Source organism: Myxococcus sp. MH1 (genome assembly GCF_059738865.1).
Genome location: NZ_AP026947.1, coordinates 9,209,225 through 9,230,818 on the forward strand (window position 1 = coordinate 9,209,225; position 21,594 = coordinate 9,230,818).

The 21,594-nt window shown below is 73.8% G+C and carries 12 protein-coding genes; 3 read left to right on the top strand and 9 right to left on the bottom strand.

Going from position 1 to position 21,594, the window contains the following annotated elements:
* Positions 1-5: 5 nt before the first annotated feature.
* From AC6JA9_RS36395 to AC6JA9_RS36425, 7 genes are all read right to left on the bottom strand, one after another.
* Positions 6-710, bottom strand: a complete 705-nt coding sequence (locus tag AC6JA9_RS36395) for a response regulator transcription factor (RefSeq protein WP_223747102.1) — start codon at positions 708-710, stop codon at positions 6-8.
* The gene (locus tag AC6JA9_RS36400) at positions 707-2,530 is read right to left on the bottom strand and encodes a sensor histidine kinase (protein WP_497958524.1); all 1,824 of its coding nucleotides are present in this window, start codon (positions 2,528-2,530) and stop codon (positions 707-709) included. Before AC6JA9_RS36400 ends, AC6JA9_RS36395 begins: the two co-directional genes overlap by 4 nt.
* 8 nt (positions 2,531-2,538) lie before the next feature.
* The gene (locus AC6JA9_RS36405) at positions 2,539-3,936 is read right to left on the bottom strand and encodes a YfbK domain-containing protein (protein ID WP_497958525.1); all 1,398 of its coding nucleotides are present in this window, start codon (positions 3,934-3,936) and stop codon (positions 2,539-2,541) included.
* Between the two features lie 88 nt (positions 3,937-4,024).
* The gene (gene ddpX / locus AC6JA9_RS36410) at positions 4,025-4,684 is read right to left on the bottom strand and encodes a D-alanyl-D-alanine dipeptidase (RefSeq protein ID WP_223747099.1); all 660 of its coding nucleotides are present in this window, start codon (positions 4,682-4,684) and stop codon (positions 4,025-4,027) included.
* Positions 4,681-5,379: a 7-cyano-7-deazaguanine synthase QueC gene (gene queC, locus AC6JA9_RS36415; RefSeq protein WP_141324036.1), complete on the bottom strand. Its 699-nt coding sequence runs from the start codon at positions 5,377-5,379 to the stop codon at positions 4,681-4,683. Before queC ends, ddpX begins: the two co-directional genes overlap by 4 nt.
* Complete coding sequence (locus AC6JA9_RS36420) at positions 5,379-5,978, bottom strand: hypothetical protein (protein ID WP_223747098.1); 600 nt, start codon at positions 5,976-5,978, stop codon at positions 5,379-5,381. The genes queC and AC6JA9_RS36420 overlap by 1 nt, the downstream gene beginning before the upstream one ends.
* Positions 5,979-5,999: 21 nt before the next feature.
* Positions 6,000-15,557, bottom strand: coding sequence for a flagellar hook-length control protein FliK (locus AC6JA9_RS36425; protein WP_497958526.1), 9,558 nt, complete (start codon positions 15,555-15,557; stop codon positions 6,000-6,002).
* A 154-nt stretch (positions 15,558-15,711) separates the two neighbouring features.
* Here AC6JA9_RS36425 and AC6JA9_RS36430 point away from each other — a divergent pair, with 154 nt between their 5' ends.
* Positions 15,712-18,315: a protein kinase domain-containing protein gene (locus AC6JA9_RS36430; protein ID WP_497958527.1), complete on the top strand. Its 2,604-nt coding sequence runs from the start codon at positions 15,712-15,714 to the stop codon at positions 18,313-18,315.
* A 39-nt stretch (positions 18,316-18,354) separates the two neighbouring features.
* Here the strand turns inward: AC6JA9_RS36430 and AC6JA9_RS36435 are convergent, their stop codons facing one another.
* On the bottom strand, positions 18,355-18,777 hold the full coding sequence (locus AC6JA9_RS36435; RefSeq protein ID WP_223747095.1) for a hypothetical protein: 423 nt from the start codon (positions 18,775-18,777) through the stop codon (positions 18,355-18,357).
* Positions 18,778-18,939: 162 nt separating this feature from the next.
* Between AC6JA9_RS36435 and sitA5 the strand changes: the two genes are divergently transcribed.
* Together sitA5 and AC6JA9_RS36445 are read left to right on the top strand one after the other, a co-directional pair.
* On the top strand, positions 18,940-20,295 hold the full coding sequence (gene sitA5, locus AC6JA9_RS36440; protein WP_223747094.1) for a SitA5 family polymorphic toxin: 1,356 nt from the start codon (positions 18,940-18,942) through the stop codon (positions 20,293-20,295).
* Positions 20,295-20,645 (top strand): DUF2019 domain-containing protein, encoded by a 351-nt coding sequence (locus AC6JA9_RS36445; RefSeq protein WP_141324046.1) that lies wholly within the window; start codon positions 20,295-20,297, stop codon positions 20,643-20,645. The genes sitA5 and AC6JA9_RS36445 overlap by 1 nt, the downstream gene beginning before the upstream one ends.
* Positions 20,646-20,659: 14 nt before the next feature.
* Here AC6JA9_RS36445 and AC6JA9_RS36450 read toward each other — a convergent pair whose 3' ends face one another.
* The gene (locus AC6JA9_RS36450; RefSeq protein WP_267699423.1) at positions 20,660-21,574 is read right to left on the bottom strand and encodes an NlpC/P60 family protein; all 915 of its coding nucleotides are present in this window, start codon (positions 21,572-21,574) and stop codon (positions 20,660-20,662) included.
* Between the last annotated feature and the right edge of the window lie 20 nt (positions 21,575-21,594).

The following is a 21,594-nucleotide window of genomic DNA, read 5'->3' on the forward strand; positions in this document are numbered from 1 at the left end:
GGACATCAGGGCGCCTCGATTTCCATGCGGTAGCCCACCCCGCGCACCGTCTGGATGGCGAAGCGCGAGGCGCTGTTCCACCCCAGCTTCTTCTTCAAGCTGGAGACGAAGTTGTCCACGGTGTGCGGGTCCACGACGACGTCGCGCCCCCACACCGCGTCCAGGATGTCGTCCCGGCGCAGCACCCGCTCGCGCTCCTTCACCAGGAAGGCCAGCAGGTCGAACTCCGTGCGCGTCAGCTCCACGCTCGCGCCGTCGGGGTTCTCCACCTTGCGGCGGTCCAGGTCCATCCGGTAGCCGCCGAAGCGCACCTGCTTGGCGGGCGCGGCGCCTCCCGCGCGGCGCACCAGCGCGCCCACTCGCGCGAGCAGCTCCCGCAGCCGGTAGGGCTTGCCCAGGTAGTCCTGCGCGCCCGCCTCGAAGCCGCGCACCACGTCGTCCTCCAGCGTGCGCGCGGTGAGCATCAACACCGGCGTGCCGACGCCCTCCTCGCGCAGCGCGCGGCACAGCGAGTAGCCGTCGCCGTCCGGCAGCATGACGTCCAGGAGGATGAGCTGGAAGGCGCCGCGGGAGAGGTGTTCGCGGGCCTCGCGCACGGAGGAGGCCTCCTCCACGGCGTAGCCGCCCTGGTGCTCCAGGCTGTCACGCAGCGCGAGCCGCAGGTTCGGATCGTCCTCCACGAGGAGGATGGTGGGCTGGGTGGGGTTCATATCGTCGCAGTCGGAGGAAACGAGAGCTCGAAGGTGGTGCCTTCAGGACTGGAGGCCACCACGCGCAGGGTGCCTCCGTGAAGACGCATGATGCGCCGGCACAGCGCCAGGCCCAGGCCGCTGCCGGGCACCTCGCGGCCCTGGCCGGGCAGGCGGACGAACTCGCCGAAGACGCGCTCCCAGTCCTGGGGCGGAATGCCCACGCCGTTGTCGGAGAAGCGCACGCGCCCGCCGGGCAGCGCCTCCACGCGCAGGCGCACCGGCTGCCGGGTGTTGTAGGCGCACGCGTTGCGCGCGAGGTTGGAGAGCAGCAGGCGCAGCAGCTGGGAGTCGGCGCGCAGGGACAGCTCGCCCACGTGCGCCTCCAGTTCCACCGGCACCTTGGACCAGGCCTCCAAGTCACAACGCATCAGCGCCACCAGCTCCTCCAGGCGCACCGGCTCCAGCCGCGCCACCCAGCGGCCCTTGTCGATGCGATTGAAGGACAGCAGGTTCTCCACCAGGAAGCCCAGGCCGTCCGCCTCGCGGACGATTCGGCCCGGGTAGTCACGCGCCTCGGCGCCCTCGGCCAGCCGCCACTCGAGCGTCTCCGCGAGCAGGCGGATGGAGGCCAGCGGCGTGCGCAGCTCGTGGGACACCGTGGCCACGAAGTCGCTCTTCAGCTCCAGGAAGCGGTACTTGCGGTGCTGCGCGAGGAAGGCCAGCGCGGCGATGCCCACCGCCAGCCCCGCGCACAACAGCACCATGCCCGTCTTCAGCCGGTAGCGCCGCTCCAGCGCCGTCTCGGCGCGGCCCCACTCGGGCGTCACCACCGACAAGGGCAGCGCGTCCACGGCCACCACGGGCGCGTCACCGAGCAGCTTCACCGTTCCTTCGACGTCCAGGAGCCCGCGCTCGCGCATCTCCCGCGTGAGCGACGCGAGCAGCACACCCGCGTCCACCGCCACGCCGCGCACCTGGTTGCCTCCGCGCGGCTCCAGGTACCACCCCGCGCGCACCAGGGCCGGGCCGGGGAGCGAGTCCGGCAGCGGCAAGGGGCTCTTCACGAGCTCGCTCGCGCGGGCCCGCAAGTCCTCCACGGGCGCGCCCACCTTCGACGAGAGCGCCGCCACGCGCGTGAGCAGGAACTGGAAGTCCGTGGGCGTGAAGCGCGAGCGGCGCGACAACAGCAGGCGCTGCAAGCCGTCCAACCGCCCCCCGCGGCCGTCCGACAGCCCCTCGCGCACCAGCGCCTGCATGAGCTGCGGCACCGGGTCGCCCTTCTCCGCCAGGGCCTCCAGCACCACGAGCAGACCGGGCACATCCCGGGTCGAGGCGAGCACGTATTGCGAGCGGTGCTGGAGCAGCGCCATCAACGCCACCGTGGAGGCTCGACGGTCGCCTCGGGCGAGCGCCGTCTCCACCGCGCGGGTCCTCGCGAGCCGCTCCGCCCACGGGTCGTCCTTGTCCTCCGCCACCTCGGTGCCCGCGCGCAGCCGCGCGTACCGCTCGCTCGCGGGGGCGTCTTCGCCGGTGTCGTGGAGCGCCAGCCGGGGCAGCACCTGGGTGCCGCGCTCGCGCAGGTAGAGTCCCGTGGCGGGCGCCAGCGGGTCCGTCACCGCGGCCTCCAGCGCGGGCCTCGCCGCCTCCAGACGGTCCCTCAGCGTCTGCGTCAGGGACGCGCGGGCGTACTGCTCCAGGGCCTCGCGCCGCGAGTCGAGCGAGCGCCGGGCGTCCTCGCGCTCCTCGGCGAAGATGCGGTGCAGGGAGCCCAGTCCCCAGGCGAGCCCGAGGAGGCCGAGCACCAGCGCGACGAGCATGGGCAGCAGCCGGCGGAGCATCGTCGCGGCTACCTCCCGGAGCTCGGGAGCAGGTCGGGGTCCAGGCTCGCGCCGTCCAAGCCGGGGCGCTCCTTGCGCGCGTCGAGCGAGCCCGCCTGCTTGATGAGCGCGCCCAGGTTCGCCACGTCCGGCCGGCTCACCAGCGGCTCACCGAGGTCCTGCCAGAGCGCGTGCAGCCGCGCCCAGTCGAGCGAGCGCGTCCAGGGCGAGCCGCGCAGCTTCTCCGCGAAGGCGGCGGCCACGTAGGTGAGCCTCGTGTCGGGCGAGGCACGCGCCATGGACGAGCGCAGGGCGCTGGAGGGCAACAGCTTGTGCGCGCGGCGCCACATGGTGTCCTCGCCCTCCTCGTAGAGGATGCGCAGGACACCGAAGGCGATGGCCGGAGCAATCAGCTTCACCTCGTAGATGGCGGTGACGGACGCGCCCGCGGCCAGGGGCACGGGGTCCGGCGTCACGTCGTCGCCGAGCGGCTCCGGAGGGGTCGCGGACGGATTCTCGTAGCCCACCAGGCGATAGCGGGCCACCGCGCGCTTGTCGAACTCGAGCTGCACGCCCACGTCGCTGAAGGCCGCGCGCGTGCGCAGCGTCACGCGCACCACGTGGTAGCCCTTGCGGCTGGGCGAGGGGAACCCCTCCACGTCGACGATGAACGGACCCGCGTTCTCGCCGCCCTCCTTGGGAGAGAAGCTGTTGACGAAGTCCTCCACCCGCACCGCCTCCTCGGCCGGGAGCGAGTCGCGCTCCAGGTGGCCCCGCGTCAGCGCGTACGAGGCCGTGCTCACCCGCAGCGGGTACGTGGAGGCGTTCTCCTCCTCGGTGTCGATGGTGGGGTTGACGCCATGGCCCCGCAGGTCCGAGTCGCGCAGGAACTTGCTGCCCGGCACATAGCGGCGCTCACCGGAGCCCTCGGCGGCGAGCAGCGACACCTGGGGCAGCGCCCACGGCGGCGCGCGGTCCCGGATGTCTCCCTCGCGGGGCACCGCCATCCAGGCGACTCCGTCCGACTCCAGTCGCAGCGGCGGCGCGAACGGCGTCAGGGACGCGAAGGGATGATGCGACACGGGCAGCGCCTGGAGCGCCACCGCCACGCCGAGCGTCCGTCCCGCCTCCACGCGCACGCCCTCGCGGGTGACGGGCTGGAAGGACTCCCTCTCGAAGCGCAGCGTGTAGAGCCCCACCGGCAGGGACGCGAGCCGATACTGGCCCCACTCATCCGTCGTCACGGTGCGCGGCGAGGGCAGCGCGGGGGACGTGGCGTGGACCTTCACGCCCGCCAGGGGACGCGCGTCCTTGGCCTCGGAGACCACGCCCGTCACCTCGCCCACCTGGGCCCACGCCGGAGCGGCGAGGCACAGGAGGACTCCGCAGAGGGAGCGAAGCAGGGCGCTCTTCGTCGAGGGCTTCACGCGGACACCGGGCACGGCCTTCCTTGGGATGGTGCGAAGCCTGCCGCAGGCGGCCCGCCGGCATCATCACGGTTCCATCATGGCGCCGTCAGCCCGCCTGCCCGCCCTGCTTCTCCGACGTGAAGGGCACATCCAGCACCGGCCGCGACTTCGCGTCCGGCAAGTCGTAGTGCCACCACTCCATGCGGTTGGGCGTGAAGCCCGCGCCCAGCATCGCCTCGCGCAGCACCTCGCGATGACGGCGCGACGCCTCGGTGCCTCCCGCGTAGCCGTGGTGCGCGGCGGGCGTGAAGGTGTCGAAGGCGGTGGGCATCTCCACCTCCTGCCCGTCCAGCGTCACCAGCGTCAGGTCCACCGCGCCGCCCCGGTTGTGGTTGGAGCCCTTGCGCGGGTCCGCCACGTAGCCGGGCACGGGCATGATCTTCCACATCTCCCACTGCACCGCGCGGGGCCGGTAGCAGTCGTAGACCTTGAGCCGGTAGCCCTTGGGCCGGAGCACGTCCGCGGCCGCCTTCAGCTTGCGCGCGGACTCCGGCAGCAGCAGACAGCGCGCCGTGTCCGGGTACACCTTCTTCTTCAGGAAGTTGTCCTCCGTCGCATAGCGCAGGTCCAGCGCCAGGTCCTCCACCACCGTGGAGGCGTCCACCAGCGGCGAGGTGCTCGCGGGCCTGGCCTTCTTCTTCCCCGCATCCTCCGCGAGCACCGGAGTCGACAGGCCCAGCGCCGCCACGAGTACCCACGTCCTCATGCTCCGGCCTCCACCGTGTAGCGCGTCGGGTCCGGCACGCCGGCCTCCTCGAAGCCCTTCTTGCGCAGCAGGCAGCTGTCACAGCGCCCGCAGGCGCGGCCCTGCGCGTCCGGGTCGTAGCAGGAGTGGGTGATGCCGTAGTCCACGCCCAGGCGGACGCCCTCGCGGATGATGTCCGCCTTCGTCAGGCCGGACAGCGGCGCGTGCACCGTGAAGCGCGCGCCCTCGACGCCCGCCTTCGTCGCCAGGTTGGCCATCGCCTCGAAGGAGCGGATGAACTCCGGCCGGCAGTCGGGGTAGCCGCTGTAGTCCACCGCGTTGACGCCGATGTAGATGTCGGTGGCGCCCACCACCTCGGCCAGTCCCAGCGCCAGCGAGAGGAACAGCGCGTTGCGCGCGGGCACGTACGTCACCGGGACGCCGTGGCTCATCTCGTCCGCGGGCCGGTCCTTGGGCACGTCGATGTCCGCAGTCAGCGCGGAGCCGCCCACCTGGCGCAGGTCGATGCCCACCACCCGGAAGTCCTTCACGCCCAGGGCCGTCGCCACCTCGCGCGCCCGCTCGAGCTCCACCGCGTGCCGCTGGCCATACGCCACCGCCAGGCACACCGGCTCGAAGCCCTTCGCCTTCGCCATGGCCACGCACGTCGTCGAGTCCAGGCCCCCCGAGGTCAGCACCACCGCACGCTTCGTCATCAGTCCCTCCGCACTCCCTGCACCTTGTACGCAGTCCTGCACGTCGTCGGATTACACGTACACGAGCCCGGCAGGAAGACGTCCGTCAGCGCGCCACACGCGAGCGCCACGTCGTAGCCACTCTCCGTGGGGGCCGGCGGGCTGGCGTCGGGGATGCCGCCGTCGAAGCCGTTGCAGTCGCGGTTGAGCAGCCGCGCCTGGCTGTCGCTGAAGAGCGTCACCTTCAGTGACTCCTCAATCTGGGAGTCCTTGCAGGTGCTGCCACAGGACGCGCGCAGCGACGTCGCGCGGAGCATGGAGTCGACCTGCTGCCCCTCGAACTTCGCGTCGCGGTTGAAGCCCTGCACGGTGAACCACCCCGGGCCGCCGTCCTCGTTGCGGGAGAACGTGCCCTCGAAGCGGAACACGCCCGCGTCGTCCACCTGCGCGAACTCCGGCATGGAGGCGTCGCAGGTGGTGTTCGCCGGGTCCAGTCGGGCCTCGAACTGGAAGGTGCCCAGGAACTGGTTGCCTGGGTACACCGGGTCCGTGTTGCAGGCCATGGCCGCGACGACGGCGGCGGCGGGGAGGACGGAGAGCAGCAGGGGCTTCAGGCGCATACGGCCGGGCAGGCTACACGGCTACCCGAGGTCGAGCACGCAAAGGGCCACCGCCCGGAAGGTCTCCCCCTGTGCGAGCACCGCGCCCACATCCACCCGCGCCGGGTCACCCCCGCGCACCTTGCCATCCAGCCGGGCCAGCACGCGCCCCGCCGCGAGCGACGAGGGCACCGCGCGGAAGGCCGCCACGGCCGCTTCGTCGAAGCCGGGGACTTCGCCCGGGCGGGAAAGCTTCACGCCCGCCTCTCCGAGCGCCAGGGCCAGCGCGCACAGATAGCCCAGCTCCACCGCGTCGAAGCACGCGAGCGCGCCCGCGCCCAGCACGAGGGCGTCCGGCGCGGTGAGGTACGCCTCCACCCCGCCGATGGGGTCCACGCCCACCGACAGCGCCCCGGCGCCCAGGGACGTCAGCGCGGGCCGCAGCGCGGCGAACAGGCGCGGGAAGCTCTCGGTCGTCACCGGCAGCACCCGGGCGGGCGGCGCGTGCTGGAAACCCGAGGGCAAAGGCAGCGGCGACACCGGCACGCGCGTCACCAGCGCCGTGCTGGAGGACAGCGCCGCGCCGATGCCATCCGCGCGCTCGGCCGCGTCCTGACGTCCGACGAGCCGCAGGGCCTCGGCGTAGAGCGTCCAGCCATCCACGTCCAGCGGGGATGCGCGCAACAGCCCCGGCCACACGCGCGTGGCGAACACGGCGCCCTCGGACACGGGCGACAGCCGCTCACAGGCCAGGCGGAGGACTTCCGGCGACAGGCCGGCGCCGTCGAAGAGGCGCTCGGCGAGCCGGGCCGCGGGCGCCACCAGCTGCGCGTCCAGGTAGCCGCGCAGGATGGACTCCAGCATCCCTGGCTCGTCGGTGAGCCGCTCGCGAAGCCGCAGCGCCTCGCCCGTCAGACCCCGCTCCTCCGCGAGCCTCGCGCGGCGGGCCAGGCGCTCCTCGGTCTCCGGCAGCGCCTCCAGCTGGGCGGCGGCCTCGGCCACCTGGCCCAGCATCTCGTACGCGTCCGCCCAGCGCTCGCGGTGCTGCGTCGCGGCGGCGGGCCCTTCGGTCGCCACCAGGCGCTCGGCCAGGGACACGAAGACGGCCGGGTCCTCGGCCTCGTCCACCAGCGCGAGCAGGTTGTGCAGCGCCGTCACGCAGGTGGCGTCGTCCTCCAGCGCGCGCTCGAAGGCCGCGCGGGCCTCGTCGGTCCGCTCCAGCGGGCTGAGCAACAGCTCGCCCTGCTCCAGGTGCAGGGTGGCGCGTGCGCGCGCGTCCTCCTCCACCTCGATGAGCTGGCCCAGCGTGCGCGCGGCGGCGTCGAAGCGGCCCAGGCTGAACTCCAGCATGTGGCGCTCGAGCAGCAGCGACTTGCGGCGGGACGTCCAGCCCTCCGCCGCCATGGCGAGCGCTTCCACACGCGACGCGTCCGGCAGCGCGCGCACCCGGTTCAGCACCGCCTCCGAGAACACCTCCGGGTGCTTCTCCAGGCCGGGCAACAGCAGCGTGAGCCGGGCCGCGAAGCCCGCGTCGGTCGACAGCTCCTCCAGCGCGCGCAGGCGCTGAAGCTCGGGCGCGTCCGGGTCGCGCAGCACCTCGTCGCGCAGGGCCACGGCGAAGGCGGCGTCCCTGGACACGGACAGGGCCGCCAGCTCCAGCAGCCCCTCCGCGTCGTGCTCCGCGCGCAGCCCGTCCGCGAGCGCGGACGCGTGGGCGGGGTCCGCGTCCGCCTGCGCGACCAGGGCCCACAGCGCCTCGCGCGTGCGGGCCGCGTCGCCGGCCTGCGCGGCCATGGCCAGCGCGTCCGTCAGCTCGCCGGCCAGCATCGCGGGCGCGAAGCCGACCTCGAGCGCGCGGGCGAAGGCGCCCAGCCGGCCGAAGCGCTCCGCCAGCTCCGACGGCGCGAGCATGTCCGGCGCCTCGGTGGCGATGCGCTCGATGACCTCCAGCGCCTCGCCGTGCTCGCCCGCCTTCTCCCAGAGGTCCGCGGCCTCCAGCAGCAGCGGCGGACGCTCGTCCGGAGACGCGAGCCGGGCCGCCTGCAGCAGCGCCGTCGCGGCCTTGGGCGCCTCGCCTGAGGCCCGGTACAGGTGGGCGACCCGCAGCGTCGCGTCCACGTCCGGCTCGACGGCCGCCGCGGCCTTGGCCGCCTTCAGCGCGTACGGCAGCCGCCCCGCGCTCTCGAAGGCACGGGCCGCCGCGAGCATCAGCGAGCGACGCTCGCGCCCCGACGTCAGCTCGGCGCGGGCCACCTGGACCTCGGCCCGGCGCCCGGGCGCGTCCGTCAGCAGCTTCTCCAGCTCCTCCAGCGCGACGGCGTAGCCCGCGCCCGCGGCGCCGCGCTCCACCACCGCCTCCAGCGCCTCGCGGGCCGTGGACGTCTCGCCCTCGGCCTCCAGCAGCGCGGCCAGCTCCAGCCGCAGCAGGGCCGCCTCGTCCGCCTCCTCCAGGCGCGGCACCAGCCGCTCCAGGGCCTGACGCAGCCGGGCCGTCTCGCGCCGCTCGCGCAGGCCCGTCACCAGGGCGCGCAGCGCGGTGACGTCCTCGGGCGCGGCCTCGGCGGCGCGCTGGGTGAGCTCCCACGCCGCGTCCGCGTCCGCGAGCGACTCGGCGGCCACGGTGGCGGCGGCCAGGAGCAGCTCGGCGGCGCGTGCGCCTCCCGCGGCCTCGGCGCCGGACTCGTATACCGCCAAGAGGTCGCCGTGGCGGCCCATCGCGCGCAGGCCCGCGACGGCCCGGTCGATGACGGAGGCGTCCGCGGGACGCAGCCGCGCCAGGGGCAGCAGCGCGTCGATGGCCTCCCTCGGGTCCTCGAACAGGTCCGCCGCGCGGCGGTACAGCACCTCCGCCGTCGCCGTGTCCTCCGCGCGCCGGGCCAGCTGCAGCGAGGCGCGGTACAGGCCCGGCGCGTTGCCCGTGCGCGAGTGCACCTCCGCCAGCAGCGACAGCGCCTCGCGGCCGCGCTCGCCGTCGGGCTCCAGCGACACCACCGACTCGAAGGCATCCGCCGCGTCGTGGTACGCGTTCGCCCCCAGCGACGCGTGGCCCAGCCGCAGCCAGGTCCGCGCGCGCACCGGCACCGGCAGCGCGTCTCCCCCCGCGTCCAGGAGCCGCCGGTCATACGGCCGCGCGGCGGCGGGGCCACCACTGCGAGCCGCCAGCTCCGCGCGGGCGGACAGCGCTTCCACATCGTCGCCCGCGCTCGCCAGGTACACGTCGAAGGCCTCGGCGGCCAGCAGCGCCTCTCCCGCGTCCAGCAGGCGCGTGGCGCGCTCGCGCAGGAGGGGCAGCGACTGCTCGCGAGGCAGGGCTCGCGCGCGCTGGGCGAGCAGCTCCGACAACCGGCGCACGTCCGTGGCCGCGCGCTCGCGCACCTGCTCGAAGGCCTCGACGCTCGCGGGGTCCAGCTCGAAGGCGCGGTCCTCGCACAGGAGCGCGCGCTCGCGGGCGCCTCCCGCGCGGAAGGCCCGGGCCGCCGCCAGGTAGCTGGCCGCGGCGTCCACGTCGGACTGACGCTGGGCGCGCCGCAACATCAACTCCGCGAGCGACTGGTTGTCCTCGGACTCCTCCAGGAAGGCCCGGTGCCGGGTGAAGACGGGCTCGCGGAACGGGTCGGCCTCCAGCAGCACCGCGTCGAACTCGGCGGCGTCCGCGTGCCGCTTCACCTCGTGCAACAGCTCCGCGGCCTGCGCGGTGAGGTCCAGGTCGTCCGGGCGCGCCGAGCGCGCGGCGATGAAGGCCGCGGCGGCCGCGTCGGGGCGCCCCGCCCTGTCGCGGTAAAGCACGGCGGCGCGCTGGAGCAGCTCTGCGCGGCGCTCCGCGTCCGGCTCGCCCTCGGCGCACTCCTCGTACCAGGCGGCCAGCTCCGCCATGCGGCCGTCGCGCTCCAGCAGCCGGGCCAGCAGCGACTCGGCCTCCTCGAGCGAGCGGTCCTCGCGCAGCGCCTCGCGCAGGAAGCGCTCCGCCTCCTCCGCGTCCGCGAGCACGCCCAGGTGCAGCTTCGCCAGCCGCAGCCGCAGCGCCGCGGCCTGCCTGGCGTCGTCCAGCAGCGGCAGCGCGCGCTCCAGCCACAGGGCCTCGGCCTCGGCGTCGTCGCGGCGCTCGGCCAGCGCGGCGCCCAGTCGGGCGGTGCCCAGGTCCTCCGACAGCGAGAAGGCCCGGTCCAGCGCGCCCTCCGCGGCCGAGAGGTCCAGCTTCACGTCGCGCAAGAGCTCCGCGCGGCGGCGCTCGGACACGGCGGCCTCGGCGGGACGGCCACGCGACGCCAGCAGGTCGCGTGCATCCGCGAGCGCGCGCAGCGCGTCGTCCGCGCGGCCGGTGGACTCGGCGAGCCGGGCCTCTTCGTCGTAGGCCGCGAGCGTCGCCGCCACGTCGCCCACCTGGAGGCTGAGCGCGGCCACCTGACGCAGCTCCGTGAGCAGCTCCAGCGAGCGACCCGTCTCGCGGTACAGCGCGGCGAGCCGCAGCCGCAGGGGCAGCGGCGTCTGGGCCATCTGCGCCGCGTGCGACAAGAGCGACGCCGCGACGCCCGCGTCCGCGAGCGACGCGCGCGCCCTGTCCGCCAGCACCACGAGCCGCCGCACCGTGTCCTCGGACGGCGCCAGCGAGCGCGCGTGGGTGACGAGCACCTCGAAGGCGCCGCGCGGGTCGTCCTTCTCCAGGAGCGCGGAGAGCCGCTGCACCGCGGCCTCGCACAGGGGCCGCTCGGCGAGCAGCTTCCGGTACGCGCCCACCGCGCGCTTCGTCTCGCCCGCGCTCTCCGCCAGCTCGCCCAGCCGCAGCCAGGTGGCCTCGGCGGCGTCGACGGACGCGGCGTCGCCCGAGAAGTCCACCGCGAGCGCCAGCGTCTCCTGGAGCGGCAGCGCCTCCACCACCGCGCCGCGCAGGTAGAGCAGCTCCGCCAGCGAGGCCAGCTCCGCGCCGCGCGCGGGCACCAGGGCGTGCGCCTTGCGCGACAGCTTCAGCGCGCGCTCCAGGTCCTCCGCGTCGCGCGCGTAGGCGGCGCCCTCGCGCAGCAGCGTGGCGGCCTCCGTCGCGCTCGCGCTCTCGGCGGCGGTCTCCAGCAGCGCCGCGGCCTCGCGCAGCTCGCCCCGGCCCGCGACCAGGGACACCAGCTGGCGCCGCGCGTTCGCGTCGTCCGGGGTCAGCCGCAGCGCGTGGCGCAGCGCCGCCTCGGCGGGGCCCGGCTGGTCCAGTCGCTCCAGGTAGAGCGACGCCAGCTCCGAGTACATCGTCGCGGCCTCGCCCGCGCCAGCGTGGGGCGCCTCGGCCGCGAGCACCTCGGCCAGCGCGGCCCAGTCTCCCAGGGTGCGCAGCACGCGCAGCAGCGACGCCGTGGCGCCCGCGTGTCGGGGCGCCAGCGCCAGCGCCGCCCGCAGGCTCTCGCGCGCATCGGCCAGCGCTCCGCGCGACTCGAGCAGCGCGGCGCGGGCCAGGTGCGCCTCGACGCGGCGGGGCGTGGGGCCCTGCCTCGCGGCCTCGGCCAGCGCGGTGGCCTCCTCGTCCGGACGCTCGTCACGGCGGGCCAGGTCGGCCAGGGTGAACCAGGCGTCGCAGCGCTCCGCCTCCGAGGGCGACAGGGCGACGGCGGCGAGCAGCGCCTCGCGCGCCAGCGGCCGGACGTCCTTCTCCGCCAGCGTCGTCCCCAGGGCGAGCAGTCGCTCGCGGGCGCGCGCGCCGAGCTGGGCATCGGCGACCACCGCGCGACGCCACACCTCCAGCTCACCCGCCTCGTCCTCGGACTCACGCGCCAGCTCCGCCAGCGCCAGCAGCAGCGGCGCGGGGCGGCGAGACAGCGTGGCGGCCTCGGAGAAGTCCTCTCGCGCGGCGGACACCCGGTGGGCCGCGCGGTGCAGCACGGCGCGGCGCGCGAGCAACTCCGCGCGCTCCTCTCCCGACGACGAGGTCACCAGGGCGCCCAACAGCTCCAGACGCTCGGCCTCCTCCTCCACGGAGCCCGTGCCCGGCGGGGGCAGCAAGTCGAGCAGCGCCTGCGCCGCCCACGTGTCGTGCGGCTCCTCGAGGCGCAGGCTGCGCAGCGAGTCCATCGCCGCGCCCGCGCGCCCCAGCGACAGCGACAGCTCCGCCAGCTCGCGACGGGCCGCGCGGCGAGGCTCGCCGGACAGGCGCGGCCACAGCTCCACCAGCAGGTCCGCCAGCGCCTCGCGGGCGCCCGCCTTGCGGTGCAGGCTGGCCAGCTCCACGCGCGCGTCCAGGTCCTCCGGCGCGCGGATGCAGTACTCGGCCAACAGGCGGCGCGCGGAGTCGGTCCGGCCCGCGCGCACGGCGGCGCCCGCGGCCTTGCGCGTGAGGGACACGCGCTCCGCCTCGCGAGGCGCGTCGGCGTCCACGGGAGGCAGCGCCAGCACCGCCTCGAAGTCGTCCAGCGCGGCCCGCGCATCGGTGGGCAGCTTCAGCTCACCCCGCCGCTGCCGCGCGGGAGCGAAGGACGCATCGCGCTCCAGCGCCTCGGCGAGGAACGCCTCCTCGCGGCTGGTCCCCGCCGCCAGGAGCGACGCGCGGAACAGGAGCCGCGCACCCGCGCGGTCCTCGGGCACCAGCACGGCGCGGCGCGCGTACAGGCGCGCGGCCTCCAGCTTCTCGCCCCGCTCCAGCTCCAGCTCGGCCAGCGACTCCAGCACCTCGGCCGCCAGCGGGCCCTCGGGGCTCGCCTCCAGCGCGGCGGACAGGCGCAGCAGCGCCGCGGACTTCTCGCCCCGCTCCAGCAGCGCGCGAGCGCTCTGCAGGAACAGCGGCGCGGCCTCCTCGGCGCGCTCGGCGCCCATCAGGGCCTGCGCGCGGCCCGCCCACAGCTCGGCCAGCGCCTGCGTCTCGCCGGCCTCCGTGTAGAGGGCCTCCAGCCGCGCGGCCAGCGCGTCGTCCAGCCGGCGCAAGGGCAACGCCTGCGCGTACGCGGCGATGGCGCCCTCGCGGTCGCCGAGCATCTCGCACGCGCGTCCCAGTCGGGCCCGCACGTCCGCCAGCTTCTCCGGCGCCGCCGTGCGAGGCAGCGTGGACAAGAGCGACTCCAGCGCGCGCCGCGCATGCTCGGGGCGGTCGCAGCGCAGGGACAGGTCCGCCAGGTCCAGCAGCACCGCGGAGTCGGGCGCGAGCCGCGCCGCCTTCTCCAGCGCCACCAGCGCATCGCCCACGCGCCCCAGCCGGGCCTCCAGCACTCCGGCCAGCTCTCGCAGCGCGGCCGCCGCCAGACGCTTGTCGCCCTGTGCCTCGGCCACCCGCGCGCGCTCCTCCAGCGCCACGGCCAGCCCGGCCATGTCCGCGCGCTTGCGCTGCAGGGCGCACAGCTCACCCAGCGCCGGCAGGTCATCCGGCTCCGCGCGGAGCACCTCCTGCAGCGAGTGCACCGCCAGGTCCAGGTCGAACGCCAGGTCGCGCGCGGCCACCGCGAGGCGCCGGTACTTCTGCGCGCGCTCCTTCACGTCGGTGGACAGCCGCGCCAGCGCGGACAAGCACCGCGTGAGCAGCGGACCGTCGCGGCGCGCCTCGGCCAGCGCCAGCAGCGACTCCAGCGACGGCCGGTGGTCGGCGTCCGCCTCCAGCGCGAGCAGCAGCAGCCGCTCCGCCTTCTCCGGCTGCTGCAGTCGCCCGCGGTACAGCTCGCCCGCCTCCGCCCAGGCCGCGGCGCGCTTGCCAGGCTCGTCCTGGAGCGCGGCGGACTTCTCCAGCGCGTCGGCCAGCTCCAGCGACTTGCCGGTGATGCGGAAGTACGGAATCAGCTCCTCGAGCGCCAGCGCGTCGCGAGGGTCCAGCGCGAGCGCGGACTCCAGATGCTCGCGCGAGCGCGCCGGGTCTCCCAGCCGCGAGCGGTACAGCCTGGCCAACGCGTGGTGGCTGGCATGCGCCGCGTGGCGGATGCCCTCCGAGCGCGGCGCCGGCCCCGCCAGCTCCAGCGCCTGCTGGTAGCCCGCGAGCGCCTCCTGCAGCCGGCCCAAGCCCTCCGCCACGCGCGCGGCGGCGAACAGCGGCTCGGGCTCGCCGGGCAGCAGCGACACCGCCTCGCGGTAGCGCAGCAGCGCGTTCTCCGGCTGCTTCAGGCCCTCTTCCCACACGCGGCCGGCCATCAGGTCGGCGTGGCCCACCCGGTCCAGCTCGTGCCGGGCCATGGACACCTCGCGCAGGCGGTCCAACGCCTTCAGCGCGCGCAGATGCTCGCCGCCGCGGTGACACAGCTCACCGAGCAGCAGCAGCGCATCGGCCTGGTCCGGCGCCAGTCGCAGCGCGGCCTCGCAGTGCAGGCGCGCGCCGGCGATGTCGTCCTCCGTCTGCGCGCACAGCCGGGCCAGGTGCACGTGCGCGTCGGCGGCCTCGTGCGGGTCGCGAGCGAGCGCCGCCAGCCGGCGATAGGCCCGCACCGCGCCGGCCCTGTCGCGCGCCTGGTCCGACGCGCGCGCCAGCGCCTTGAGCGACGGCAGGTGGTCCGGCTTGAGCCCCAGCAGCTCGTGCAGCGCCTTCACCGCGACCTGGGGCGCGGTGTCGCGAGAGCAGCGCGCGGCGGCCTCGGCGGAGAAGAAGGCCGCGGCCTCCTCGGACGTGCGCCGGGCCAGCGCGCACAGCGCCAGATAGCGCTCGGCCGCGCGAGCCCCCTCGCCCTGGCGCTCGCGCACCACCGCCTCGCCCCACAGCGCCGCGGGGCTCCGGTCCCGCCTGCGCTGGAGCGTGGCCGCCACGTCCAGGGCCAGCTCGTGCGCCTGGGGGTCCGCGACCAGCAGCGACAACAGCCGCTCCGCCGCGAACGGGTGCGCGTCCTGCGCGTCCCCGGCCTGCAGATACACCTGCCGCGCCTCGGCCAGACGGCCCTGGGCGACCAGCCCCTCCGCGTCCGCGAACGCCCGCGCGCCCTCGAGCGTGAGCAGCAGCTCCTCGTCCGGCGCGGACGGCGGCGGCAGGCCCCCCGCCGCGAAGCGCAGCCGCAGGCCCGTGCTCGACACCTCGGCGGCGGACAGCCGCGCCGTGTCCAGGGACGGCATCTTGTAGCCACGACTCACCGCCGCCAGCTGACACAGCGCGGGCAGCACGCGCGTGGAGAACCCCGAGGCCCCGCGCACCTCCACGTCGGGCACCAGCGCCAGCGCGCCCACCGCCGCGGACAACAGCCCCGGCACCTGCACCGACGGCGTCGACGAGAAGCCGTACAGCCGCACGTCGTACAGGTAGATGGCGAGCTTCTCGCCATCCGCGTCGAAGGCGACCTTGAACGTGAACGGCGTGCGCTCCGGCGCGGGCAGCCGCCCCTGGCCCTCCAGGTAGCCGGGACGGAAGTGCAGCCGCAGCTCCTCGATGCCCGCCAGCTTCCCGGCCAGCTCCGCCACCCGCCGCGTGACGAGGTCCGCGTCGACGCTCAGCTCCAGGAAGCCGAAGCTCAGCTTCTTGCGCTGATAACGCGTGGCCCCGGCGCTGACGTTGAAGGGGAAGCTGACGTCCGGAATCTGGAGGGCGAAGTCGGAGATGCGCAGCCCGGGCGTGACTTCGAGCGCGGGGAAGCCCACGAAGGCCCTGCGGTCCAGCAGGCGCAGCTCGGGTGCGGCGGCGCGCGCATCGGGCGCCGCGGTGGGCTTGGGGGAGTCGCTCTCGTTGGCCATCGCGGGAGCCTGGACGCTACCACGGTGCCCAAGCCCCCGAAATTTATGGCAATCCCCCGCCCGGGGGGCAGCCGGAGGGGCAGAGCGGCCCCAGGGCCGCCCCCGTGCGGTTCGTCATGCGCGCGAGCGCGAAGTCGGACAAGATGCGCCCGGCGTGCTGGCTCCCGACTCTCTCGTCCTCGACGGTCGCTTCCGAGTCCTCCGTCCGTTGGGCTCGGGCGGCATGGGGGAAGTGTACCTGGGTGAACAGGTCTCCTTGGGCCGCAAGGTGGCCATCAAGGTCCTTCACCATGACCTCAACGCCCAGCCCGGCATGGCCGAGCGCTTCAAGCGCGAGGCCCGCCTCCTCTCCGCCGTCGAGCACCCCGCCGTCGTCCACATCGTCGACTTCGGCGAGTCGGGAGATCACGCCTGCCTGGTGATGGAGTTCGTGGAGGGCGAGAGCCTCTACGACGTGCTCACCCGGGGGCCCATGCCGCCGGGGCGCGCGCTGCCGCTGCTCCACCAGCTCGCGGAGGGCCTGGCCGCCATCCACGACAAGGGCATCATCCACCGCGACCTGAAGCCGGAGAACGTCTTCATCTCCCCCGGCGCGCGCGGTGAGCAGGCGCGGCTGCTCGACTTCGGCATCGCGCGGCTCGTGGAGCCAGACGCGCAGAGCAACGTCAGCCAGGTGGGCGTGGTGCTCGGCACCCCCGAGTACCTGTCGCCGGAGCAGGCGGTGGGCGCGAAGGTGGACACGCGCAGCGACCTGTACACCTTCGGCGTGCTCATCTACCGGGTGCTCTCCGGGCGCCTGCCGTTCGACGGGCCCCAGGCGCGGCACTTCCTCGCGCAGCACGCCTCGCACGCGCCGCTGCCGTTGGACCGGGCCGCCCCGTCGCTGTCGCGCTACATCGGCCTGCTGTCGCTGGTGATGAAGCTCTTGGAGAAGAACCCGGCCAAGCGCACGCAGAGCGCGCACGAGCTGGCGGATGCCCTCGCCGCGGCCCACGCCTCGCTCTCCTCGCTGACGCCGGGGCTGGGCACGCCCGCCTACGTCGGGATGCCCGCCACCGTCACCTCACCCTCGGGCACGTCCGTCTTCGGCACGGGCGAGACGCCCGTGGTGGCCACGCCCGGTCCCACCGGGACCTCCGTGTTCGGCGGCGCGGACGCTCCGGTGCCCGCCACGTCCCAGCGCATCAGTCAGGGGACGGCCGCGTACGGCGCGGTGGCCACCTCGGGCGCGCACAGTCTTCCGCCGGGCATGGTGCGCACGGGCACGGCGGCCTTCGGCACGCGGCCGTCGGGCGCGGGCCCGTCCTTGTCCGGCAGCAACTCGGTGGTGAAGCCGCAGAACCTGACGGTGATGCTCACCGACATCCAGGGCTTCACCGAGCGCACCAGCCGGCAGACGCACGAAGAGAACGCGCGGATGCTGGAGACGCATGACCGCCTGCTGATTCCGCTGGTGAAGGAGCACGACGGACGGCTGGTGCAGAAGCGCGGCGACGCGCTCCTGGTGGTGTTCCGCTCGCCCACCGCGGCGGTGCTGTGCGGCATGGCGATGCAGGACAAGCTGTGGCGCCACAACCAGTCGCTGCCCGACGGGGAGCGGCTGAACGTGCGCGTGTGTCTGCACGCGGGCGAGGTGCTGCTCACCGCCGACACCGTGCTGGGCGAGCCCATGGAGGTGGTGGAGACGGTGGAGCACGTCGCCGCCGCGGGTGAGGTCACCTTCACGGAGGCGGTGAACCTGGCGCGCAACCGCGCCGAGGCGGAGGTGGAGCCGTGTGGCTCCATCACCCTGCCCGGCCGCGAGGAGCAGCTCCAGCTGTACCGTTGCCTGCGGATGGCCGAGGGGCCGCCCTTCGGTGGCCGCTTCGAGAAGCAGAGCGCGCTCGCGGTGCACATCGCTCCGGCGCTGCGCAGGACGGGCGTGGCCTGGGCCTCGATGACCCAGCGGGCCCGTGAGCGCCTCCAGCGCGTGCGCGGCTTCTCGCCCCGACAGTCGCTGCGCGCGGCGGGTCCGTGGCTGCGCGAGGAGCTGACGCCCGCGAAGTTGAAGGCACGCGCCCAGGCCACCGTGGCCCTGGCGCGAGCGAAGCCGAAGCACACGGGCGCGTTGGGGGGGGTGCTCCTGCTGCTCGTCGCCGCGTGGGTGTGGCACTTGAATCGCCCCGCGGTGAGGGCCCTGTCGCTGTTGGAGGACGGCAGGACGGAGGAGGCGCTCGCGCTGTTGAACGCGACGTCGAACGAGGAGCAGAAGCAGGCCTCGGTGCGACGCGCGCTCGCGGCGACGCACCACGCGCTGGGCAATCACGACAAGGAGCGGGTGCTGCTCGCCACGTTGGACGACGAGGGGCGCGCCGGCGTGGAGGACTCGATTCTGGACGGGCTCGCGGAGGACTACGGCCGCAAGGACTCCGACGAGTTGCGCAAGCTCTTGAGCAACATCCCCCGGGAGCGGGTGCGTCCGTACTTCATCGACCTGGTGGAGAGCGACTTCTCGCTCAAGCAGTGGGGCGCGGTGCGCTACCTGGACGCCGCGAAGGAGACGGACGGGTTCGACCTGGTCGAGGGCTACGCCAAGGCGCTGGAGGCCAAGGAGTGTGAGCTGCGCCGGCTCGCCGCGCGGAGGCTGGGCGTGCTGGGCAACATGGACGCCGTCCCCGCCCTCGTCCGCCTCGCGGAGCTGGAGGTCGGCAAGAGCGGAGACTGCGGTCAGGCCGAGGCGAACCGGGCCCTGCAGCGGCTGAACAAGAAGGGCGGCTGAAGGCCCGGGAATCCCGTCCCGGGCGCGGCGCGGCGCGCGTCAGTCGTCGCGGTGGGCGTGCCCCTTCTTCTTGCCCTTGCCGCGACCGTGATGGTGGTGGTCGTCGTCATCCCAATCGTCGTCCCTGTCCCGGCGTGCCTTCACCTTCTCGTCCACCCTGAGCAGGTTGCGGGAGAAGGCGTCGTATTCGAGGTGCAGGTGGCCCCGGGCGCCCGGCGCCGAGGCCTCGAACTTCACCTTCCAGACATCGCGTCCGGTGCGGTGCGCCTCCTTGAGGCGGCAGTCATAGCGGCGCGAGCGACACTCCCCGAAGCCCCGGTCCACGGCCTCCTTGTAGGACATGGAGGACGGGCGGGGCGGAGGCCGCGAGGGACCGGGGCGCGGCTCGGAGCGCGAGTGCACGACACAGCCCGAGGCGAGCAACAGACCACCGACAAGCAGGGCGATTCTCATGCCCGACATGACGCAACAACCTCGCGGAGCTTCAAAGCCACGCGGGGTGCGGGATGTCGACTGGAAATCTACAGCCCCTCGGGAGACGCGTAGGAGTTGGTCCAACTAATATTCCACGACCACAGGTCGACGATGGGCTTCCGCGGACGGAAGCCAGCGCGAGGGCTCCGCATGCCGCCACGATGGGCGCTTCCTCTACTGCTCGTGATGCTGGCCGGATGCAGCGGCACCACGAAGTCCGTGCGCCTGCACACGGGCCACGGCGAGCCCACCATCCTCACCCCTACCAGCGGCGATGGCGCGCCAGTGGAGTTGGACGAAGACGACTTCGTTGAAGCCGTGGAAGCGCTAACCCAGAGCGTGCGGCCATCCCCCCATCCCCAGGATGCAGCCCGGCGGTTGTTCGAGGTGGGTTCGCGCAGCGGTGCGTACCTGTACGAGCCACGCGTTCATCGTGTCATCCCGCTGGGACCGGGCGCCCACCTGGAGGGCGAACCACCCACGACCGAGGTGGAACTGACGCGTGCCTACCTGCGCTGGTGCGAACGCTCGAACAAGCCCGGCGATTGTCTGCGCATCCTGGTGGAGACCTCCACTGTCACCGGCGATGGCCGTTACGCCCTGGCCATGGCCTTGGCACAGGGCGTCGTGTGGGAAGAGATGATGGATGCCTTCAAGGACCTGGCCGACCCACAGGCCGTGATGGCGGCGGTTCTCTGGACGTGGACCACGTACTGCATCCTGCTCGCGGTGCCCGAGCCTCTCTCGAAGGGCGTGGCCGCGGTGATGACCGCCTCGCTCATCGCCTATGTCGGGGTCGATACCTTCTGGAGCCTCATCGTGGGCTTCAAGCGATTGGTGGAGGAGGCAGAGCAGGCCACCACGTTCGACGAGCTACGCGAGGCGGGAGAGCGCTACGGCCAGGTCATGGGCCGCAACGCGGCGCGAGCGTTCGCCATGCTGGCCACCGCCGCCATTGGAAACACGGCGGCGGGCCTGGGGGCGAAGGTGCCAAAGTTTCCCGGCGCCTCGCAGGCGGCGGTGCAGGCCGAAGCCCAGCTGGGCATCAGGCTCGCGGCGGTCGCGGACGTCGGCACGGTGGCGGTGAGTGCGGAGACCGTCACCATCGCCCTCGCGCCCAACGCGGTGGCCATGGCGGCCGGCGGCAAGGGAGGCGGAGCCTCCGCGAAGACGCGTCCTACGGGCTACAAGGCCTGGGGCTCGTTCAGTGGATTCAAGAAGGCAATGGGCCCGGCGGGCCAGGACAAGCAGTGGCACCACATCGTCGAGCAGACCCCGGGCAATGTGACGCGCTTCGGCCCCCAGTCCCTCCACAACACCGAGAACATCATCCCCTTGAACAAGGACCTGCACACGGAGGTCAGCGCCCTCTACTCATCGATTCGCCATCCCATCACGCAGTCGTATACACAGACCGTGAGGCAGTGGCTGAGCACGCAGTCGTATGAGGCGCAGCGCGAGTTCGGACTGCTGGCCATCGAGAACGTGAGCAAGGGGCTCTGGTGATGACGCTGGAGGAACTGGTCGAGCGAATCGCGAAGAACGTCGCGGCCCAGACCGATGCCATCCGGCGAGGAGATGCCAGGACGGGCAACCGCCACGCCAAGCAGTACATCGCGGCGCTTCAGCAACTCCGAGCCCAGGGGAACGCAGGTCGAGAAGCCCTCACAGTCCTGCTGACGCATCCCCGCACGGACGTTCGCGCCATGGCGGCGGGCTTTCTGCTCCGCTACCGGACGGAAGAAGCCAAGGCCGTGTTGGAGGCGGCGGCGAAGGAAGGAGGCGTCGGTGCCCTCGACGCCATCATGACCCTGAAACACTGGGAGAACGGAACCTGGGCGCTGGACCCGGAGTAGCCACCACCGGAAATCTACAGCCCCTCGGGAGACGCGTAGGAGACGAAGAGCTCCCCCGTGACATAGGCGCGAGAGCCCTTGCTCGCCGGGCGCAGGAAGTCGTTCACCACGGGGCCCCCCTGGGAGAGCTGGTGCTTCTCCGGATGAGCCAGGTTCATGCGGCTGCGGGCCACGCCCTTGCTGCCTCGGTGGATGAAGGTGACGGTGCCGTCTTCTCCAATCGCCTCCACCACGCCGATGTGGGTCATCCCATCATTGCGGCGACCATCGCGGTTGCGGTCATACGTCTCGCGGAAGAAGACGAGGTCGCCCGGACGCGGCGCGTGCTGGTGCAGCCGGCCCCCCTGCGTCGCGCGGCGGAAGATGGCCGAGACGGCGTTCTCCCCGGCGAGGAAGCCGTGCGCCACCAAATCAATGCCCGCGGAGAGATACGCCAGCCGCACGAAGCCCGAGCAGTCGTTCGGCATCCCCCGGCTCACGCGCCCCAGGTTGCGCTCACCGACGAGCTGCATCGAGCGCGACACGATGAGCCGCGCCAGCTGCATCGGCGTGCGGTACGCCTCCCAGAACCCCGCGGAGTCCGTCGCCGGACTCGTGACCAGCGCGACGGCCTCCAGCGCGGCGGAGATGACCCCCGTCACCAGCGGCCGGGCCTTCTCCTCGGACATCACGGTGGCGACGACGGCCGGCGCACGCTCGCCGCGAGGTGCCTCCGCGACCACCGGTGCCACCATCTCGCTCGCGGACGCAGCCTCGGGGGCCACTGCCGGAGTCGTGTCGGACGCGGGCACCTGGGTGCCCTCCCCGGTGGACTCCGGCACTGAAGAAGGCACCACCTCCGGAGCGGTCCCGACGTCGCGGGACTTCACGGTGGCGCAGCCGATGAGGGCACACAGCGGAACGATGGCGAGCAGGCGAGGACTGGACAACCGACGACCCTCCAACAAAG